The organism is Bradyrhizobium sp. CCBAU 51745, assembly GCF_028128715.1.
In the GTDB taxonomy this organism is placed as follows: Bacteria; Pseudomonadota; Alphaproteobacteria; order Rhizobiales; family Xanthobacteraceae; genus Bradyrhizobium; species Bradyrhizobium manausense.
Genome location: NZ_LBJP01000077.1, coordinates 1 through 17,710 on the forward strand (window position 1 = coordinate 1; position 17,710 = coordinate 17,710).

Sequence of the window (17,710 nt, forward strand, 5' to 3'; positions counted from 1 at the left end):
CCGCCACCCCCGCCGCCACCTCCGCCTCCACCGCCACCACTTCCGCCGCCGGCATCACGCATGGAGGAGCTGTAGCGCGGGTCGATCTGCTTCATGTAGGTCGGCGACGTATCGCGGTCGACCCGAACGACGTGACGCCGGGCGGGCGGTGGGTCCGGCAGCGGGATGATGCCGCAGCCTCCGAAGAAATCGACGTCGCAGCGATAGGTATGGAATTGCACCGCATTGGCGCTGGTTGCAGTGAACGCGGTCGTGGCAACGAACGCTGTCAAAGCAAGTTTGGGCAATGTGAGTTTCATCGGAAATCTCCAGCCTCGGTTCGGCGAGACCGGAACGGCTCGCTCGATCCTTCGACGGAGGCTGATCGAAACCAGTTCGAGGGTTGGCTTCACGCCCGCGTGAGGCCGCGTGCGGGGAGGGGCAGCTGCTCGGCAAGCTCGCGCAGCATGTAGATTGCGCCTGCGCCGTAGGACGTCAGTTTGTCGCGCAAGGCCGCATCCGGTCCGACGGCGTGGAAGCCGAGACGCTCCCACAGCACGCGCGTATCGTAGACCGAGACCAGCGCAAGCATCGTGATGCCGGATGATCGCGCGAGCTGTTCAATGTCGGCGACATAGCCGCGCGCCACGCCGCCGCGGGCGTCGGGCAGCACGGCGACGTCGTGTATGTAGAGACAGTCGGCATGTTCAGGCAATTGGCCGAGGAAACCGTCGAGGGGCGGGATCTGTTGCTGCATCCAGGGATGCGCCAGGCCATAGCCCGCGATCCCGTCGCCTGCAGCGAGCACGCGGCAGCCATCCGGATAGAGCCGCATCTTTTCCGCGAGCACGTCGGGCCGCTCGGGCAGATCGGGATGGATCCGCGCCGCGATCACACTGATCGCTGCGAGATCGGTGGCGTGCGCGCGGCGCCATCGAGGCTTGCTCATCTGTGCTGCTCCGTATTGTCAACCGCAATTTATTCCGCCGCCTTGATGCGCGCAGCCAAAAATATCTTGGCCCGCTTGCGAGGAATAGTGCGTGGGCCGCGGCGTCCTACCTCGTGCAAGCCATCTGCATGACAGGAGACACCATGACGACATCCTCGATCCGCCTCGTGCTCGCGTTCGCGGCAACGCTCGCGCTCGCCTCTGCGGCGCTCGCCGCACCGCCGACCAAGACCGGCAAGACCGACAAAGGCAGCGTGCTCACCGACGCCAAGGGCATGTCACTCTACACGTTCGACAAGGACATGGACGGCAAGTCGGCCTGCAACGGCCCCTGTGCGACGAATTGGCCGGCGCTGAAGGCCGAGGCCAGCGACACGCCCGGCGATGGCTACACCATCATCACCCGCGACGACGGCTCGAAGCAGTGGGCGTACAAGGGCAAGCCGCTCTACACCTTCGCCAAGGACACCAAGCCCGGCGACGTCACCGGCGACGGCTTTCTGAATGGCGCCTGGCATCTGGCGATGCCGTGATGGATCGATGATGCGGCCGGGCATCGCTTGTGCGGGCGATGTCCGGCGCAAGCTTGCGCCGATCTCAAGTTGGCGCATGCGATTGCAGCAACTTCAAAGAGGCGCGATGCAGTCATGCGCCGCTTCGCCGCATGATTCGAATAAAATCAAGCGAAGAGTCTGAAAGCGAACCGAAGCTTCCACTGTCGTTGGCCATAGTTGGCTTCGGCAGGGGGGCGGCGGCGGTCCAGCCGCAGTGGCATCCCACCAACATGAGAGCAAGGGTACTGGTGTCCTGGTGCAGCAAGCACCTGGACGCGTCGGGGAGTCTTAAATCCATTATCTAGTTTCGCTTGAAAGGATGAAAGCCCGTGAGTGATGCCAATCTGAACGCCGAAACGAATGCTGCTCTGCAAAACGGAGGAACCGACGGAAGTGCAAAGCGCCAGTTCGACGTCCCGTTCTTCAACATGCAGACGATCTTCGGCAATCTCGCCGAACAGGGCGCATCACGGGCCCAGGCAAATTTTGCGCAGATCAAGTCGACCTCGGAGGAGATGACCGCAGCTCTCTGCGATGCCTGCTCGACCAATGCCCAGCGGGCCGCCGACTACCGCACCAAGGTCATCGAAATATCCCACGCCAACACCACGTCCACGCTGGAATTTTTTTCCCAGCTTGTCGATGCGAGGTCGTTTGCCGATCTCGTAGATCTCTCCACCGCTCATAGCCGCAAGATGCTTGAAACAGCTTCGGCCCAGAATCGCGAGCTATGGGACCTCGCCCAGAGGGTTGCGACCGAAACGGCTGAGCCGATCAAGCAGAGCTTGGATCGCGTATTGCGTAGCGCTGCTTGAGTCGAAGCGGTTGGCCGCGCGGACCGGCTGGGTGAGCGTCTTCGCAAGAAAAGATGCCATCCAGCCGGTGCGGCCCCCTCATAGTCGAGGTGATGCCAAGCTGGAGGAAATCGGGATGGGTATGGTGATGATCAAGTGCCCGGAAACGGGAAGGGTCATTTCGACGGGCATCGAGATGGATCGCGAAAGGTTTCGGTGCACTGCGGTGTTCTTCTCGCGGACCTATTGCAAGATGTGCGCGGCGACGCACGAGTGGTTCGCCAAGGAAGCCTGGGTCTACGAGTCGGCCTTGGCGAACGGGACGTCCGGCGGCAGGGAATCGTTCGGCGGCGGCGCGGCGTGAAGCACCTTCAAGGCATCCTGCGAAACGATCCGGTCGATCCTGCGGCTCATCACCTTGTAGCACTCGCATGCGACGACTTCGAGGCGCCGCCTGTCGATCTCGAGTTGACCGCGCCGGCTGGATTTCAGCGCCCTTGACGTCCGAAGGGCCCCAATGACGTGCGTGACCGTGGTACGCCGGACGCCGAGCAATTCGGACAGCGTCTCTTGCGTCAAGGGCAGGACGTCACCGCCATCGGTCCGATCGTGGATGTGAAGCAGCCAGCGGGCTAGGCGGGCTTCGACGGAGTGCAGCGCGTTGCAGGCTGCGACATGCTGGATTTGCGTCATCAGCGCCCTGGAGAGAAGCTGAACCAAACCTCTGAGAGCGGGGCTGCGTTCGAGCGCCGTCTGAAATCGCGTGGGTGATATCTGCAACGCCGCGCCGGCGACGCGCACGACCGCGGTCATGGGTGAGCGGAGCGGCCCTAGCGCCGTCATGAGGCCGATGGCGGCGTCGTTGCCGACCACGGCGGTTGCGGCGGTCTGTCCGTTCGGCAGCTCCATGATGAGGGCGATTGCGCCGCTACAGGGGAAGTAGATGTGATCGATCCGGTCGCCCGATCGAACCAGGACTGCGTCGTGCTGGAGCGGTACTTTCCGCAAATGCGGCGCAAGCAAAGCAAAATCGGCTGGCGGTAACGCAGCTAGCAGGCGATTACCAACTCTGGTCGCGCGCTCCATCACGGGTAGTTACCCCTCGACGGAAGCGGCTGGGAAACGCATCGTCTCAGCCGAGCCGCGTTGCCGCGCAGATACTCGCGCGGCAAGACAGACAAACGTATCCTAGCAGGTAAGGTTCCGTTGATCGATCGCAAGCCTTGGGCCTTGAGCCGTCGTCTCTGATCGTCATCTGATTCAGAAAACGATCGTCAGGCCGTTTTCACACGCTGCGCGCACGGCGCGATCGTTGCTCTACCTTAGCCCCTCATACACCATCAATCCGCGGGCGATCTGCAGTTTGCGGATCGCGCGCGGCAGCAGTTTCTCCGGCTGGTGCAGGTAGCGCCAGGAGATGACGGTGAACGGGCCGAGCGCGCCGCATTCATCGTCGAACGGCGCGAGCACGCCGGTCACGCTGACAGGCGTATGCGGGCGGGCGTTGAAGGGCAGCAGCAGCAGCTCGAGATGCGCCTTGCTGCCGTCCTCGCGCTGCGCGGTGAGACCTGCGATCGCGCCTAAGGTCTCGTCGGCGACGATGGTCGTGATCTCCTCGATCTCGCCGCGGCTCGCGTCGGTGAACAGCGCGGCAAAGCCCTGGTCCTTGAGATCGCGGCCGGCCAGCGCGCAGACCCGCGTGCCGGCGACGCGGAACGGAAAGCCAAGTTTTTGCTCGCAAGACAGCACGAAGATGTCGCCGAGCAGCTCGCGCACCGCGGCCGGGTCGATATCGGCCCGGTCAGGGGCCCGCGCGCTGCCGCGCTTGTTGTCCCAATACGCGAAGAATGCGCGGCTCGATGGATGTTTCATGTTCGACGCTTACCCTCGGCGCAACCTCATGGGACAAAGCTGTCCCGCTTCAGCGCACCTGAGATCCCTTTGATGTTGTGCAGGAGGGGAATTGCAGCGTCCATGCCGCGGGCGTGTTTTTGGCATCGGCAGCGATGTCTTTGCGTCGTTAACGTTAAATTAACTATGCGCTTTGCCCGTCCGGCACGCCTGCTATGGTGATCCCGGTCGCAAGCCTCGCCGCTTTCTCCAGGTTCTCGGCGAGGCCTGTACACGGGCGTCAAACAGTTTGGTCACTGGCCGCGGGGAGGGGTGGGGATACTCCTTGTTCTCCCGTCGCGTCGGAAAGGCCGACACGGACAGGCAGGGCTTTCCCAGGGCCCTGCCTTTTCCTTTGGTACACTTGCGCAAGGCCGGTAAAGGCGACTATCTCCAGATCCCTTGCTTCGAGAAGCCCTCTGCCTCGATCGCGCCTGAAAGCGAAACCGCCTTGGATTCCCCGTCACAACCCCCGTCGGACCATCAGGTCGTCGAAGAGGCCCCGCGCGAGCCGATCCTGACCCTGCCGTGGCCGCTGACGGCCTATGTCGCCCTGCTGGCGCTGATCCATCTGCGGGTGCTGCTGCCGCCGGAGCTGGAGAACTGGACTATCGACGTCTTCGGCTTCATTCCGAAGCGCTACGATTCCTCGCTGGTCAATCTGCAGTTCGAGGGCGGCGCCGGCGCCAAGGCCTGGACCTTCGTCACCTATTCGCTGCTGCACGCCAATCTCACCCATCTCGCCTTCAACGTGTTGTGGCTGCTGCCGTTCGGCAGCGCGCTGGCGCGGCGCTTCGGGGCTTTGCGCTTCTTCGTGTTCCTGGCGGTGACGGCGGCGGCCGGCGCGCTTGCCCATCTCGTCACCCACGAGCATGCGGTGGTGCCGATGATCGGCGCCTCGGCCTCGGTCTCGGGCGCGATGGCGGCGGCGATCCGCTTCGCCTTCGTGCGCGGCAGCTTCCTGTCGTTCAGCCGTTCGGATGCCGATACCGCCGCAAAAGTTCCGGCGCTGCCGCTGTTTCGGGCGCTGCGCGATCGACGGATCGTCGGCTTCCTCGCCGTATGGTTCGCCCTCAACATCATCTTCGGCGTCGGCGGGATCGGCGTCGAAGGCGACAGCGCAGGTGTCGCCTGGGAAGCGCATATCGGCGGCTTCTTCGCAGGCCTGTTGCTGTTCACGCTGTTCGATCCGGTGCCGCGCGTGCGAAGCCATGATGCTGCGGATGCGTCATCACAGGACATTTCAGACGGTATTTGAAGCGGCGCTTGCGGCGCAGCCCGAATTCATCCATCATTTGCGGGAAGAATGTTCCGAAGCAGCAAGCTGATGGAGGCTGCACTTCGCAAAGCGCTCGAGCCTGCAACCGGCGCTGAAACTGTTAGTTGAAGACTCGCGAACAAGTCCGGACCGCGCAAAGCGGACGGATCCGATTCAGGGAGGCAACAATGACGGTACGTTCCATTCTCAATACCAAGGGCCACCAGATCATGAGCGTCGCGCCCGACGCCAAGCTCGCCGCCGCCGTCAAGCTGCTCGGCGAGAAGAAGATCGGCGCGGTGCTGGTGATGGACCAGAGCCGGCTCGAGGGCATCCTGTCCGAGCGCGACATCGTTCGCGTGCTCGGCGAGCGCGGCGCCGGCGTGCTGGACGAGCCGGTCTCCCAGGTCATGACGCGCAAGGTCGTGACCTGCAAGGAGGCCGACACGGTCGCCGAGCTGATGGAGATGATGACCACAGGCAAGTTCCGCCACTTGCCGGTCGTCGACAACGGCAAGGTTGTCGGGCTGATCTCGATCGGCGACGTCGTCAAATGGCGCGTGCGCGAATACGAGTCCGAACAGGAAGCCCTGCGCGACTACATCAAGACGGCTTGAGGAGCTTGATCCGGAAAAGTGCGCAGCGGTTTTCCGAAAAGATCATGCTCAAACAATAACCTGAAGCGCGCTGACGATCCCTGATCTCAACGCGCGTCGGGTCTTATTCGACCGCTTTCGGCGCGGCGCCTTCGGGCGCGGGCGCCAGCACCTGGATCGTTTCCTGGATCTGTTCGAGCGCGCGCTCGGCGGCGCGCGCGCCGAGCGCGATCAGGTCCTCGGCACGATGAAAGTCGAACCAGCCGAACTGGCCGACCCGCGGCGTGATCAGAAAATCCGGCGGATCGCCGGCGAGCCGCGCCCGGGTGATGCGGTCCTGCATGATGTTGAAGGCATCGATCATGACCGACGAGATGCCTGGACGGCCGGCAGTGCCGAAAAACTCGCGCTTGACGGTTCTCTCCGCCGAGAAGATGCGCGGAAAACGCCGCTTGGCGGGGGTCTCTTCAGTGACAGGGGTGGCGACAGGCACGGGCATCGCCCCATGCGCATGGATCGTCGTCGAATGGGTGAAGATGTCGGTGGACAGATTGACCGCGATGACGATTTCGGCACCGAGCGCCCGCGCCGCCGACACCGGCACCGGGTTCACCAGCGCGCCGTCCACCAGCCAGCGATCGCCGACCATTACGGGCGCGAAGATGCCGGGCAACGCATAGGAGGCGCGCATCGCCTCGACCAGACGGCCGCGTGTCAGCCAGATCTCATGGCCGGTCCGGACCTCGGTCGCGACCGAGGCATATTTCATCGGCAGGTCCTCGATCAGGGTTTGGCCGATCGATTGCTCCAGCCGGCTTGCGAGCTTCTCGCCGCCGATCAGACCCGAGCCGTTGAGCCGGATGTCGAGATAGCCGAGGATGTTGCGCACGCCCTGCAGGCTGCGGGCCCAGTCTTCCAGCGCGTCGAGCCGGTCGGCCGCATAGGCGCCGCCGACCGCGGCGCCGATCGAGGTGCCGACCACGACATCGGGCACGATGCCGTTGGCCAGCAGCGTTCTCATGATACCGATATGGGCAAAACCGCGCGCCGCGCCGCCGCCGAGGGCAAGACCGATAACGGGCCGGCGGATACTGCCGAGACCGACTTTCTCGCCATTTGCGCCGTTCACACCCCGACCTCTCAACATATCCAGCACCGAAACTCTCCTACTCCGGGCCTTCCTCACTCCAGAGTAGGCGCCGCGCTTCCGCTTCGCCAGAAACAGGGCAAAGCATGGTTTATAGCGTTCGGGACGCAGGGGGCAGGAGTGTGGCGAGAGCCCGTTGCCTGAGATCTAATCACGCAGGCGTCAACCGGGTTCCACAGAACCGTAATCCATGGGATTTCAGAGGCTTGAATTTGCCGCGTTTTCGGTGAAAAGCAGGAAGCATGACTCCAGGGGGTGACGGCATCATCAGATGGCGGCGCGGCGGCAGGCTGCTGCCGGCGCTTGTCTTTGCCGCATCCTTGGCCGCGTGCCTCGTTACCTCGGGCCAAAACGCTGCGCGGGCGCAGCTTTTCTCCGATCGTCCGCCGCCGGTGCCGCCAGCCTCGGTGCCCGATCCCGGCGGCGCCGTCAGCCTCGCCCCGCCGTCCGGTCCCGGCGCCGGTCCCCCGAGCCTGCCGCCGACCCTGACCCAGCCGAATACGCCGAGCATGCCGCCACCGGCCGTGTCGACGGTGCCGCCGTCCGCGCCGCTCAACGCGGCCGTGCCGGGCCAGGGTGTGCTGTCGCTGACCGCGAGATACGGCAAGGATTCTCCGGCGATCAACGGCGGCCTGGTCTGGCGCGTCTTTTCCGACCGTCCCGACGAGAACGGCACCTTCAGGCTGATCAAGGAGGACCGCAGCGCCACCCCCAGCATCGTGCTGCCGCCCGGCAATTACGTCGTGCACGTCGCCTTCGGCCTCGTCAGCGCGGTGCGCACCGTCAGTCTGAAGGCCGAGACCGACCGCGAGTCCTTCGTGCTGCCGGCCGGGGGCCTGCGCATCGAGGGCCGCGTCGGCACCAGCCGCATTCCGCAGAACCAGATCTCGTTTGCGATCTACAAGGGCAGCCAGTTCGAATCCGGCGAGCGCGCCGCGTTGGTGCCGAACGTCGCCGCCGGCGACGTCGTGCTGATCCCGGAAGGCACCTACTACATCATCTCCAATTACGGCGACGCCAATTCGGTGGTGCGCTCGGACATCCGCGTCCAGACCGGCAAGCTCACCGACGTCACCATCACCCACCGCGCTGCCGTGATCACGCTCAAGCTCGTCAGCGACAAGGGCGGCGAGGCGCTCGCCAACACCGCCTGGTCGGTGCTGACGCCCGGCGGCGACGTCATCAAGGAATCGATCGGCGCCTTCCCGCGCGTCGTGCTCTCCGAAGGCGAATACCGCGCCATCGCCAAGAACGAGGGCAAGGTCTACGAGCGCGGCTTCAACGTCGTCAACGGCGTCGACGGCGAGGTCGAGGTCGTGGCGCGGTAGTTGCGGCTTCCGCAACATCGCACCGCGCTTCTCATCCAGCGCATCTCCAGACGCGAGTTGGCCGCTAACATTTGTTGTGAACGTCCGGTGAGCGTCTGCTTACCGCGCGTTTCCACTGTGTTTTGATTTGAATACCGCTGTGAGCGCCGCGCAGCGAAGCGAAGGAAATAGGAAACACCGGCGGCATCGGCTTATTCCAGCCTCACCGCGACGTCGTCACAACCTTTGCAAGATACGCATTTCCGATAATCAATTTCATTCGCTTTCCGTCCTGCTGGGTTATATGTCGGGCATCCGTCCAATGGGGACGCCGGCGCGGCCTCGGGTAGGCTCGCGTGGCCGGCAAGGAGCAGGGGACCAAGCGCGTCGGCATGTTCGAAGTGATCCTCACCAGGCGCAAACGGCTCGGTTGGCGGTGGCAGGTCTGCGATCAGTCCGGCAAGGTTTTTGCCGATGGTTTCGAGCGCACGCGTCCGTCAGCCAAATATCACGGCGAGCGGGCCCTGTTTTTCCTGTTGTCGCAGGCCTATCTGCGCAACCGCTCGGCGGCGTCGAGCGAGGATTAGCGCCAGTTCTGCGGCGCTAGATATCGACCACCAATTTGCCCTTGGCGGCGTGATCCCTGATCAGCGCATAGGCCTCGCCGACGCTCTCCATCGTGAAGCGCCTGGCATCGAGCAACGGCACCAGCTTGCCGGCCTCGGCGAGGCGCGTGGCTTCCGCCATGATCTCCCCGTGATGCGCACGGCCTTCGCCTGACAGCAGCGGCAGCAGCGTGAACACGCCGGAATAGGTCGCGGCGCGGAACGATAGCGGCGCCAACGCATGCGTGCCCCAGCCGAGCGCGCTGACGACGTGGCCGAAGCGGCGCACTGCCGCAAAGGAGGCATCGAGCACCTTGCCCCCGACGGTATCATAGACGATGTCGAAGCCGCGGCCGCCTGTGTGCTCAGAGATGTAGGCCTCAATTGAAGTGTCGCGGTCGATGAATACAGCGCCAAAACCTTCGATGGTCGCGCGCTGCGAGGCCGAGCCGGTCGCGAACACGTCCGCGCCGAATGCGTGTGCGATCTGGATCGCGACATGGCCGACGCCGCCCGCGCCACCATGGATCAACACCTGTTGGCCGGCCTTCAACGCGGCGCGGTCGATCAGGCCTTCCCACGCGGTGATGAAGATCAGGGGCAGGGCGGCGGCCTCGCGCATGCTCAGATTGGCCGGCTTGAGCGCCAGCAAGTCGGCATCGACGGCAGCGAATTCGGCAAGCGATCCCTGCACGCCACCGACGCCGCCTGTCATACTGTAGACCTCGTCGCCAACCTTGAACCGCGAGACCTCGCGTCCGGTCTGCTCCACCACGCCGGCGAGATCGATGCCGGGGATGGCCGGCAGCGGATGGCGCGCATGCGCGGCCGCGCCGGCATGGATCTTGGTGTCGAGCGGATTGACCCCGCTCGCGCTGATACGCACCAGCACCTCGCGCGGGCCTACCTCGGGCATGGAAATGGTTGAGATGCGCAAGGGGACGTTATGGGTCTCCAGTACGCCTGCGCGCATCGTCGATGGCTTGCTCATGATCGTTCTGCTCCGTTGTCGACCTCCAATATGCCCATAATTTTTTGTATGGTAAGTAAGAAGAACTGTACGATGACTGTGCATTTTTGAATGGGCGGGATTCCGATGGAATGGAGCGATCTGCGCATCTTCCTGGCGATTGCGCGCGAAGGCACGCTCGGGGCGGCCGCGCGCAAAATTGGCCAGACCCAGCCGACGATGGGACGGCGGCTGCGTGCGCTCGAAGCGGCACTTGGGCAGACGCTGTTCCAGCGCACGGCCGATGGCTTTGTGCTCACCGACGAAGGCACGGCCGTGCTGGCGCGTGCCGAGCGGATTGAGGAGGAAGCCATTGCGCTGCAGCGGCAGGCGACCGGTGCCGAGACGCAGCTCGACGGTACCTTGCGTCTGTCCTCGTCGGACTGGTTCGGCACGCTGATGCTGTCGCCTGTTATCGCAGCGTTCGGCAAGCGCCATCCCAAGGTGATCGTCGAGCTCCTGACCGATGCCCGGCTCTACAGTCTGCCACGGCGGGAGGCTGACCTCGTCTTTCGCATCAAGCCATTTAGTGAGCCCGAGGTCATTTCCCGAAAGCTGCTTCACATCCCATATGCGCTCTACGGCAAGAAGGGCAGCAAGGCACCGCGAGCGGGCGACGGCGGCGGCGTCCGCATCGTGACCATGAACGCGGAATTCGCCGAGATGCCCGACGCCGCCTGGCTCAAGCGCACGCTGCCGAAGGCGGAGATCGCCGCGCGCAGCAACAACAGGCAGGCGCAGGCCGAGCTCTGCGCCTTCGGCGGCGGGCTTGCTGTGCTGCCGCGGCCGCTCGGCGATCGCGATCGCCGCCTGGTCGTGCTCGACATCGGCGCGAGCCCGCCCGGCCGCGACACTTATGTCGGCTATCACCGCGATCTCAGGCGGTTGGCACGGCTGCGGGCGCTCCTGGATCTCGTGATCGAGAAGATGGCGGGGTGATGCGGCCACAATCGCTTGCGTTGCCCGACGGGCAAAACACCAAGGCATGGGCAATATCCGCCGGCAAAAATATTCCACTTTACCGAAATTCGGAAATAGCGTATGTATCGCGCAGCCCGGCCCATGGAAGAGGGGCGTATCGCGATCGTCACGACGCGGGCCGGACGGCGGTGGGCGTGGGCCACATCGGCGCGAACGGGCTTTGCAGGGCGGGCAACCGTGAGCGAAACCATCGCGCAAACGACCGGTGTGGTCCGCGTACGGCAAAATCGTGTGGTCCTGGCGCCCGGAGCCTGTGCGCCAAGGCTCGTGGTGATGCGTGTGACCCGACCGGGTCCTTGCATCAGTCATCTGCGAGACGACGGGGGCAATAGTGCATCGCTCCCCGGGGAGATCACGCCATAAGCCGACAAACCACTGCGCAGGGAAGGCCGGATGTTTCGGCTTCACCTGTATGCCGCTGTGCAGCCTCTTGTAGCGCAACCTATCGCACAGTGGACCGCGGGTGCCGGTCGGGCACCTGGTCTTCCCTGCGCCCTCTTTCACTTGAGGGTGACGTTGCAGAGCAAAGCTCGGGCGAGATCAGCCGCGAGGATGCGATGGTGTGTCTACAATGAAGATGCGGATTGAAGGAGCGACGCCGCCGCCACACACTCCGTCATTGCGAGTGCCGCGAAGCAATCCAGAATCCCTCCGCGGAAAGACTCTGGATTGCTTCGCTGCGCTCGCAATGACGATGTGGAGAGAGTTTCGCACCAAACTTCAACCGCGTGCCCATGGAAGCCGGAAGTTCGGCCAGCGCGCCTCACGGGCGGCTTAGCCCGGGGGGAAAGCAGCCATAGACCAGTTCCTTGAAGGCGGGCGTGATGCGGCCGCGTTCGTTCTGGGTCTGCTGCATCAGGAGGTAGACCATATCGAGCTTGGGATCGACGCCGAAATAGGTGCCGCTGCCCGAGTCCCATTTCAATTCGCCGATCGAGCCCGCCGGCGGCGGCTTGGCGTTGCCGGGGTCGGTTCGGACCGCAAGGCCGTAGCCATAGCCGAAGCCATCGCCGGGGAAATAGAAATAGTCGCGTTCGACGCCGGAGCCGGGCCCGATCTGATCACTCGTCATGGCCCTGAAGGCGGCCGGGCTGAGGTAGCGCTTGCCGTCGAGCTCGCCGCCGTTGAGCAGCATTTGCGCGAAGCGTTGATAGTCAGTGATGGTCGAGAGCAGGCCGCCGCCGCCGGATTGCCATTCCGGATGGTCGAGACGTTCGCGCTCGCCATCGAGCAGGATCTGGTCGCTCGGCAGCGGTCGGGCCAACCTTTCGATCTCGTCTTGTGTCGACAGCAGGAATTTGGTGCTGGTCATGCCGAGCGGATCGAAGATGCGCTGCTTCAGCGCATCGTACAGCGTCTGCCCGGTGATGATCTCGATGACGGCCCCGAGCACGTCGGTCGAATGACCGTAGCGCCAGAGCGTCCCCGGTTGGCGCGCCAGCGGCAGCCGGGCGATACGGTCGGCGAATTCCCGGTTGTTGAAGGGGCCTTCGAAGATATGCGCCGCCTTGTAGGCGAGCTCGACCCATCTGCCGCCGATATAATCGTAGGTGATGCCGGAGGTGTGCCGCATCAAATCCCTGATGGTCACCGCATGGACCGGCGGCACCACCTCGAGCGCCATCGAGCCATCGGGCTTGGTGATTTCCATTCCCACCTTCGTGGCAGCGAAGAGCGGGATGTATTTCGACACGGGATCGGTGAGCGCCAGCTTGCCCTCGTCGATCAACATCATTGCCGCCAGGCTGGTGATCGGCTTGGTCATCGAATGGACAGCGAAGATCGTGTCCGGCGTCATCGACAGCCGGGTCCTGACGTCGCGCACGCCGAACATCTTGAAATAGACAGGCTTGCCGTGCTGCTGGATCAGCACGATCGCGCCCGCCAAGCGGCCGCTGGTCACCTCGTTTTCGAAGAATGCGGTCATGCCTCGCAGCCTGTCGGGCGCGGGAGCGGGGACGTCGCCAGCGCGGCTCTGCGCCATCGTGCCGGCCAGCATCGCGGCCCCGGCCAGAAATTCACGACGCTTCATCCGGGCTTCCTCCCTCGCCGGAAGCAAAGCCGCAAGACATCAGGGGCGTCAACGAAACTTCGATTAGAAACGGGTCACGATTTCGGAAAGGACCGGGCGCGGGCGATCCTCGCTCGGCTTGGTCGGTTTGCCGATATGCACGAGGCCTGCGAGTTTCTCGTCCGCCTTGAGGCCGAGTCCATCCAGCACGTCGCGATCGAAGGCGAACCAGCCGGTCAGCCAGGCCGCGCCGTAGCCAAGCGCGGTGGCGGCCGTGACGATGTTCATGGCGCTGGCGCCCGCCGACAGCTCCTGCTCCCACGCCGGCACCTTGGGATGCGGCTTGGTGAAGCTGACGATCCCGATCACCAGCGGCGCATCGGTCAGGCGCTTGCGTTCGGTCTCGATATCGGCTGCGGGGGCGCCGGGATTCTTGCGGGCGAAGACTCTTGCGATCACCTCGCCGGCGCGCTGGCGCGCATCGCCCTCGAAAATGATGAAGCGCCAGGGCGTGAGCTTGCCGTGGTCAGGCACGCGCGCGCCGATCGTGAGAATGGTCTCGAGCTCGGCCGGCGAGGGACCGGGGCCGGTCATCTCGCGCGGCTTGACCGAGCGGCGGGTTTTCAGGAGTTCGATGGCATCAGGCATTGCGATGGCCTCTTCGGATGGACGACGGGCGTGCCATGCCGAGATAGGCATGCACGCCCGCAACCGAAAGCGATTTTAGATCGATTTCAACGATCAGACCGCGCCGCGCGCCCGCCGGACGTCAGGCGGGGTCGCCTCGTCGACGAGGGCGGCGATTGCCTCCTCCGTCGTCATCACCTTCTGGCCGTCGCTGCCGAGCCGGCGGACCGAGACCGAATGCGTCTCGGCCTCCTTCTTGCCGACCACGAGCAGCGCCGGAATCTTGGCCAGCGAATGCTCGCGGACCTTGTAGTTGATCTTTTCGTTGCGCAGGTCGATCTCGACACGCAACCCCGCGCGCCGCGCCTGCTCCAGCACCACCTTGGCGTATTCATCGCCTTCCGAGGTGATGGTGGTGACGACGGCCTGCACCGGCGAGAGCCAGAGCGGGAAGTTGCCGGCATAGTGCTCGATCAGGATGCCGATATAGCGCTCCATCGAGCCGCAGATCGCGCGGTGCACCATGACAGGCGGTTTCTTGCCGCCGTCATGGTCGATGTAAAATGCACCGAACCGTTCCGGCAGGTTGAAGTCGACCTGCGTGGTGCCGCACTGCCAGTCGCGGCCGATGGCGTCGCGCAGCACGTACTCGAACTTCGGCCCGTAGAAGGCGCCTTCGCCCGGATTGATCTCGGTCTTGATGTGGTTGTTCTGCGCCTGGATCTCGCGCAGCACCGTCGCCATCACGCGCTCGGCGTGATCCCACATCGCATCCGTGCCGACGCGCTTTTCCGGCCGCGTCGACAGCTTGACCGTGAGATCCCCGGTGAAGCCGAAATCGGCATAGGTCGACAGGATCAGATCGTTGATCTTCAGGCATTCCTCGGCGAGCTGGTCCTCGGTGCAGAAGATGTGCGCGTCGTCCTGGGTGAAGCCGCGCACGCGCATCAGCCCGTGCATGGCGCCGGACGGCTCATAGCGATGCACCACGCCGAACTCGGCGAGGCGCAAGGGCAGGTCGCGGTAACTCTTCAGGCCATGCTTGAAGATCTGGACGTGGCCGGGGCAGTTCATCGGCTTCAGCGCGAACCAGCGCTTGTCCTCGGCCTCATCGCCGGCCGACTGCGCCGCGAACATGTTCTCGCGGTACCAGCCCCAATGGCCAGAGGTCTCCCACAGCACCTTGTCGAGGATCTGCGGCGCGTTGACCTCGCTGTAATCGCCGGTCAGGCGGCGGCGCATATAGGCGATCAGCTGCTGGAAAATCGTCCAGCCCTTGGGGTGCCAGAACACGACGCCGGGACCTTCCTCCTGGAAATGGAAGAGGTCGAGCTCGCGTCCGAGCTTGCGATGGTCGCGCTTCTCGGCTTCCTCGATCTGCTTGAGATAAGCGTCGAGATCCTCCTGCTTGGCGAAGGCCGTGCCGTAGATGCGGGTCAGCATCGGGTTGTTGCTGTCGCCGCGCCAATAGGCGCCGGCCACCTTCATCAGCTTGAAGGCGCCTCCGACCTTGCCGGTCGAGGTCATGTGCGGGCCGCGGCAGAGATCGAACCAGTCGCCCTGGTAGTAGATCTTGATCGGCTCGTTGCCGGGAATGGCGTCGACCAGCTCGACCTTGAAGGCCTCGCCCTTGTCGCGGAACACCTGCTTGGTTTTCTCGCGATCCCAAACCTCTTTCGTGAAAGGCTTGTCGCGCGCGATGATCTCGCGCATCTTTTTCTCGATCGCGGCAAAGTCTTCCGGCGTGAACGGCTCATTGCGGAAGAAGTCGTAATAGAAGCCGTTCTCGATCACGGGGCCGATGGTCACCTGCGTGCCCGGCCACAGCGTCTGCACGGCTTCAGCGAGCACGTGGGCGCAGTCGTGGCGGATCAGCTCCAGCGCCTCCGGCTCGTCGCGCGAGATCAGCCTGAGCTTGGCATCGGCCTCGATGGGGTCGTTGAGATCGGTGAGCACGCCGTCGAGCATCATCGCCACGGTGCGCTTGGCGAGCGAGGGCGAGATGCCCTTGGCGATGTCGAGGCCGGTGATGCTCTTGTCATATTGGCGCTGGGCGCCGTCGGGGAAGGTGAGGGTGACTTTGGCTGCGGGGGACACGGGCTTCAGATTGCTGAGGGAATATTGGAAGCCGGATTCGGATTTGGGCTGGTCGGACATTGCTTTTCTCCTGAGGCTCACTCCTGCGAACGAGCGCAGGTAAGCGGGAACGAGCGATATATCAGGCGATTCGGCCTGTGCAATCCGGCATTTCCAAGAAAGTGGCGCGCAAAAGCGGAGGCGGCGCGTCAACTATTTCGAGCAGCGCCCTTTAACCGGCCGCCAGCCGCTCTACATGCAAATGCATGGAAACTCCCCGCGTCGGCCGTTTTACGGCAACCGCCCTGATGCTTGGCAATCTCGTGACCGGCTGCTCGGTGCTGGCTCCTGCGGGGATGCTGCCGGAGATGTCGGCCGGGCTCGGCGTCAGCATCCATGCAGCCGGGCTGCTCATCACCTTTGGTGCGATCATCCTGTGCATCGGCTCGCCGCTGACGGCGTGGCTGACCAGCCGCATCGAACGGCGGATGCTGCTCACGACCACGCTTGCGGTGCTGGCCCTTGGCAATCTCGCCTCGGCCTTTGCACCCGACTATGCGAGCCTCCTCGCTATCCGCCTGGTGATGCTCGCCGTCGGCGCGCTGTACACGCCGCAGGCCGCTGGCACGGCGGCGCTGATCGTGCCGGCGGAGCGGCGTGGCAGCACGATCGCCTATATCTTCCTCGGCTGGTCGCTTGCGGCCGCCGTCGGCCTGCCGCTGATCACCTTCATCGCCAGTCGCTATGGCTGGCGCGCCGCCTATGGCACGATCGGCGCGCTCGGATGCGTGAGCTTCCTGTTGCTGCTGGTGCGGCTGCCGGCCGGCCTGAAGGGTACGCCGGTCGACCTGAAGACGTGGAGCGAGGTTGGCCGCAACAGGTCTATCCTGCTGCTGCTTTTGATCACGATGCTGCAAATGTCCGGACAGTTCGCGGTGTTCACCTTCATGGGCCCGCTGCTCAAGAAGCTGACCGACGCAAGCCCGGACGCGATTGGCCTCGTGTTCGGCATCTACGGTGTGTGCGGCTTCCTCGGCGTCGTGGTGGCGAGCCGCATCGTCGATACCTGGGGCCCTTATCGGACGTCATTGCTGTTCACGTGCCTGTTGCTGGCGGGCATCTCGGGGTGGGCGATTAGCGCGGGCAGCCCGGTGTTGATGGCGACCGGGGTTGCGATCTGGGGGCTGGGCTTTGCCTCGACCAATTCGATGCAGCAGGTGCGGCTGGTCGCAGCCGCTCCGCCGCTTGCGCCCGCAACCGTCGCGCTCAATACATCGGTCCTCTATATCGGCCAGGCTATTGGCTCCGCCGTCGGCGGGCTGTTGTTTGCCCGCGACCTGCTGCACAGCACAGGCTTCGTGGCGGTCGGTCTCGTCGTCCTGGCGCTGGTCCTGGTGGTCCTGAGCCGGCCCCGGCCGGCCGCTGTGGCCTCGGTCTGATGGCTGTGTTTGCCTTGCGCAAGGCGCTTGGCAAACGGCGCGGGAGGGCGCTAGAAGGCCAGAGGTGGGGACCAAAGAGAGTTGACTGAAATGAGGATGATTCTGGCGATTGCCGCGGTGCTCTATTCAGCCTCCGCACTTGCGCAAACCGACAAGCCACCGATGGTGGGGGACAAGCCGCTGGTGCAGGTCAAGCCCAAGGGGACCAAGGCTGGGACCAAGGAGGCGGCTGCCAAGCCGGCCGCTGCTGCGGCAGCGAAGGGCAAGCCGCAATCGGTCGCGGCGCGGCTCCAGGCCTGTCTCGACGTGGATGATGGCACAAAGGACCGGCTCAATTGCTACGACGCCATCATCCCGCCCGCGCCCAAGCCGAAGCCGCCCAAGGCCAAGGGCTACGCCGATTGCAAATTCTTCAAGGAAGAGGACGAGCGGCTGGCCTGCTTCAACGGCTTTGCCGAGAGCATTCCGAAGCTGCCGAAGAGCTGAGC

General features: G+C 64.2%; 19 protein-coding genes. 10 read left to right on the forward strand and 9 right to left on the reverse strand.

What is annotated here, in order from left to right; all coding sequences use genetic code 11:
- Both XH98_RS19935 and XH98_RS19940 read right to left on the reverse strand, forming a co-directional pair.
- The coding region (locus XH98_RS19935; RefSeq protein ID WP_271619646.1) for a hypothetical protein at positions 1 to 299 on the reverse strand (299 nt) is incomplete at its 3' end.
- An 89-nt stretch (positions 300 to 388) separates the two neighbouring features.
- Positions 389 to 928, reverse strand: coding sequence for a GNAT family N-acetyltransferase (locus tag XH98_RS19940; RefSeq protein WP_271619647.1), 540 nt, complete (start codon positions 926 to 928; stop codon positions 389 to 391).
- A gap of 143 nt (positions 929 to 1,071) precedes the next feature.
- Here XH98_RS19940 and XH98_RS19945 point away from each other — a divergent pair, with 143 nt between their 5' ends.
- From XH98_RS19945 to XH98_RS19955, 3 genes are all read left to right on the forward strand, one after another.
- Entirely contained in the window at positions 1,072 to 1,461 is a 390-nt protein-coding gene (locus XH98_RS19945) for a COG4315 family predicted lipoprotein (protein ID WP_057744372.1), read from the forward strand.
- A 350-nt stretch (positions 1,462 to 1,811) separates the two neighbouring features.
- Positions 1,812 to 2,297 (forward strand): phasin, encoded by a 486-nt coding sequence (locus XH98_RS19950; protein WP_271619648.1) that lies wholly within the window; start codon positions 1,812 to 1,814, stop codon positions 2,295 to 2,297.
- A 31-nt stretch (positions 2,298 to 2,328) separates the two neighbouring features.
- Positions 2,329 to 2,640 carry a hypothetical protein gene (locus XH98_RS19955; RefSeq protein ID WP_333932369.1) on the forward strand — a complete coding sequence of 104 codons (312 nt, stop codon included), beginning with the start codon at positions 2,329 to 2,331 and terminating at the stop codon, positions 2,638 to 2,640.
- Here XH98_RS19955 and XH98_RS19960 read toward each other — a convergent pair.
- Positions 2,574 to 3,284 (reverse strand): Crp/Fnr family transcriptional regulator, encoded by a 711-nt coding sequence (locus XH98_RS19960; RefSeq protein ID WP_271619649.1) that lies wholly within the window; start codon positions 3,282 to 3,284, stop codon positions 2,574 to 2,576. The two genes, XH98_RS19955 and XH98_RS19960, sit on opposite strands and share 67 nt — an antisense overlap.
- A gap of 309 nt (positions 3,285 to 3,593) precedes the next feature.
- A complete protein-coding gene (locus tag XH98_RS19965; RefSeq protein ID WP_271599225.1) occupies positions 3,594 to 4,148 on the reverse strand; it encodes a PAS domain-containing protein in 555 nt (184 codons plus the stop codon).
- Positions 4,149 to 4,617: 469 nt separating this feature from the next.
- Here XH98_RS19965 and XH98_RS19970 point away from each other — a divergent pair, with 469 nt between their 5' ends.
- Positions 4,618 to 5,424 carry a rhomboid family intramembrane serine protease gene (locus tag XH98_RS19970; RefSeq protein WP_271619650.1) on the forward strand — a complete coding sequence of 269 codons (807 nt, stop codon included), beginning with the start codon at positions 4,618 to 4,620 and terminating at the stop codon, positions 5,422 to 5,424.
- A 188-nt stretch (positions 5,425 to 5,612) separates the two neighbouring features.
- A complete protein-coding gene (locus tag XH98_RS19975; protein ID WP_271619651.1) occupies positions 5,613 to 6,041 on the forward strand; it encodes a CBS domain-containing protein in 429 nt (142 codons plus the stop codon).
- 103 nt (positions 6,042 to 6,144) lie between these two features.
- On the opposite strand, the gene XH98_RS19980 is transcribed toward XH98_RS19975, so the two are convergent.
- Positions 6,145 to 7,176 carry a patatin-like phospholipase family protein gene (locus tag XH98_RS19980; RefSeq protein WP_271599226.1) on the reverse strand — a complete coding sequence of 344 codons (1,032 nt, stop codon included), beginning with the start codon at positions 7,174 to 7,176 and terminating at the stop codon, positions 6,145 to 6,147.
- Between the two features lie 233 nt (positions 7,177 to 7,409).
- Between XH98_RS19980 and XH98_RS19985 the strand changes: the two genes are divergently transcribed.
- Positions 7,410 to 8,495: a hypothetical protein gene (locus XH98_RS19985; RefSeq protein WP_271619652.1), complete on the forward strand. Its 1,086-nt coding sequence runs from the start codon at positions 7,410 to 7,412 to the stop codon at positions 8,493 to 8,495.
- Positions 8,496 to 8,830: 335 nt separating this feature from the next.
- Positions 8,831 to 9,061: a hypothetical protein gene (locus tag XH98_RS19990; protein ID WP_271599228.1), complete on the forward strand. Its 231-nt coding sequence runs from the start codon at positions 8,831 to 8,833 to the stop codon at positions 9,059 to 9,061.
- 16 nt (positions 9,062 to 9,077) lie between these two features.
- On the opposite strand, the gene XH98_RS19995 is transcribed toward XH98_RS19990, so the two are convergent.
- Positions 9,078 to 10,070 (reverse strand): zinc-dependent alcohol dehydrogenase family protein, encoded by a 993-nt coding sequence (locus XH98_RS19995; protein WP_271619653.1) that lies wholly within the window; start codon positions 10,068 to 10,070, stop codon positions 9,078 to 9,080.
- 105 nt (positions 10,071 to 10,175) lie between these two features.
- Between XH98_RS19995 and XH98_RS20000 the strand changes: the two genes are divergently transcribed.
- Positions 10,176 to 11,027 carry a LysR family transcriptional regulator gene (locus XH98_RS20000; RefSeq protein ID WP_271619654.1) on the forward strand — a complete coding sequence of 284 codons (852 nt, stop codon included), beginning with the start codon at positions 10,176 to 10,178 and terminating at the stop codon, positions 11,025 to 11,027.
- Between the two features lie 805 nt (positions 11,028 to 11,832).
- On the opposite strand, the gene XH98_RS20005 is transcribed toward XH98_RS20000, so the two are convergent.
- The 3 genes from XH98_RS20005 to thrS all read right to left on the reverse strand — a co-directional run bounded on the left by XH98_RS20005 (position 11,833) and on the right by thrS (position 15,864).
- Positions 11,833 to 13,101: a serine hydrolase domain-containing protein gene (locus XH98_RS20005; RefSeq protein ID WP_271619655.1), complete on the reverse strand. Its 1,269-nt coding sequence runs from the start codon at positions 13,099 to 13,101 to the stop codon at positions 11,833 to 11,835.
- A gap of 63 nt (positions 13,102 to 13,164) precedes the next feature.
- On the reverse strand, positions 13,165 to 13,728 hold the full coding sequence (locus XH98_RS20010) for a nitroreductase family protein (protein ID WP_271619656.1): 564 nt from the start codon (positions 13,726 to 13,728) through the stop codon (positions 13,165 to 13,167).
- A 93-nt stretch (positions 13,729 to 13,821) separates the two neighbouring features.
- Entirely contained in the window at positions 13,822 to 15,864 is a 2,043-nt protein-coding gene (gene thrS, locus XH98_RS20015) for a threonine--tRNA ligase (protein WP_271619657.1), read from the reverse strand.
- A gap of 185 nt (positions 15,865 to 16,049) precedes the next feature.
- On the opposite strand from thrS, the gene XH98_RS20020 reads away from it, so the two are divergent.
- Positions 16,050 to 17,222, forward strand: a complete 1,173-nt coding sequence (locus XH98_RS20020) for an MFS transporter (protein ID WP_271619658.1) — start codon at positions 16,050 to 16,052, stop codon at positions 17,220 to 17,222.
- A 90-nt stretch (positions 17,223 to 17,312) separates the two neighbouring features.
- Positions 17,313 to 17,708, forward strand: coding sequence for a hypothetical protein (locus XH98_RS20025; RefSeq protein WP_057744261.1), 396 nt, complete (start codon positions 17,313 to 17,315; stop codon positions 17,706 to 17,708).
- The last annotated feature ends 2 nt before the right edge of the window (positions 17,709 to 17,710 follow it).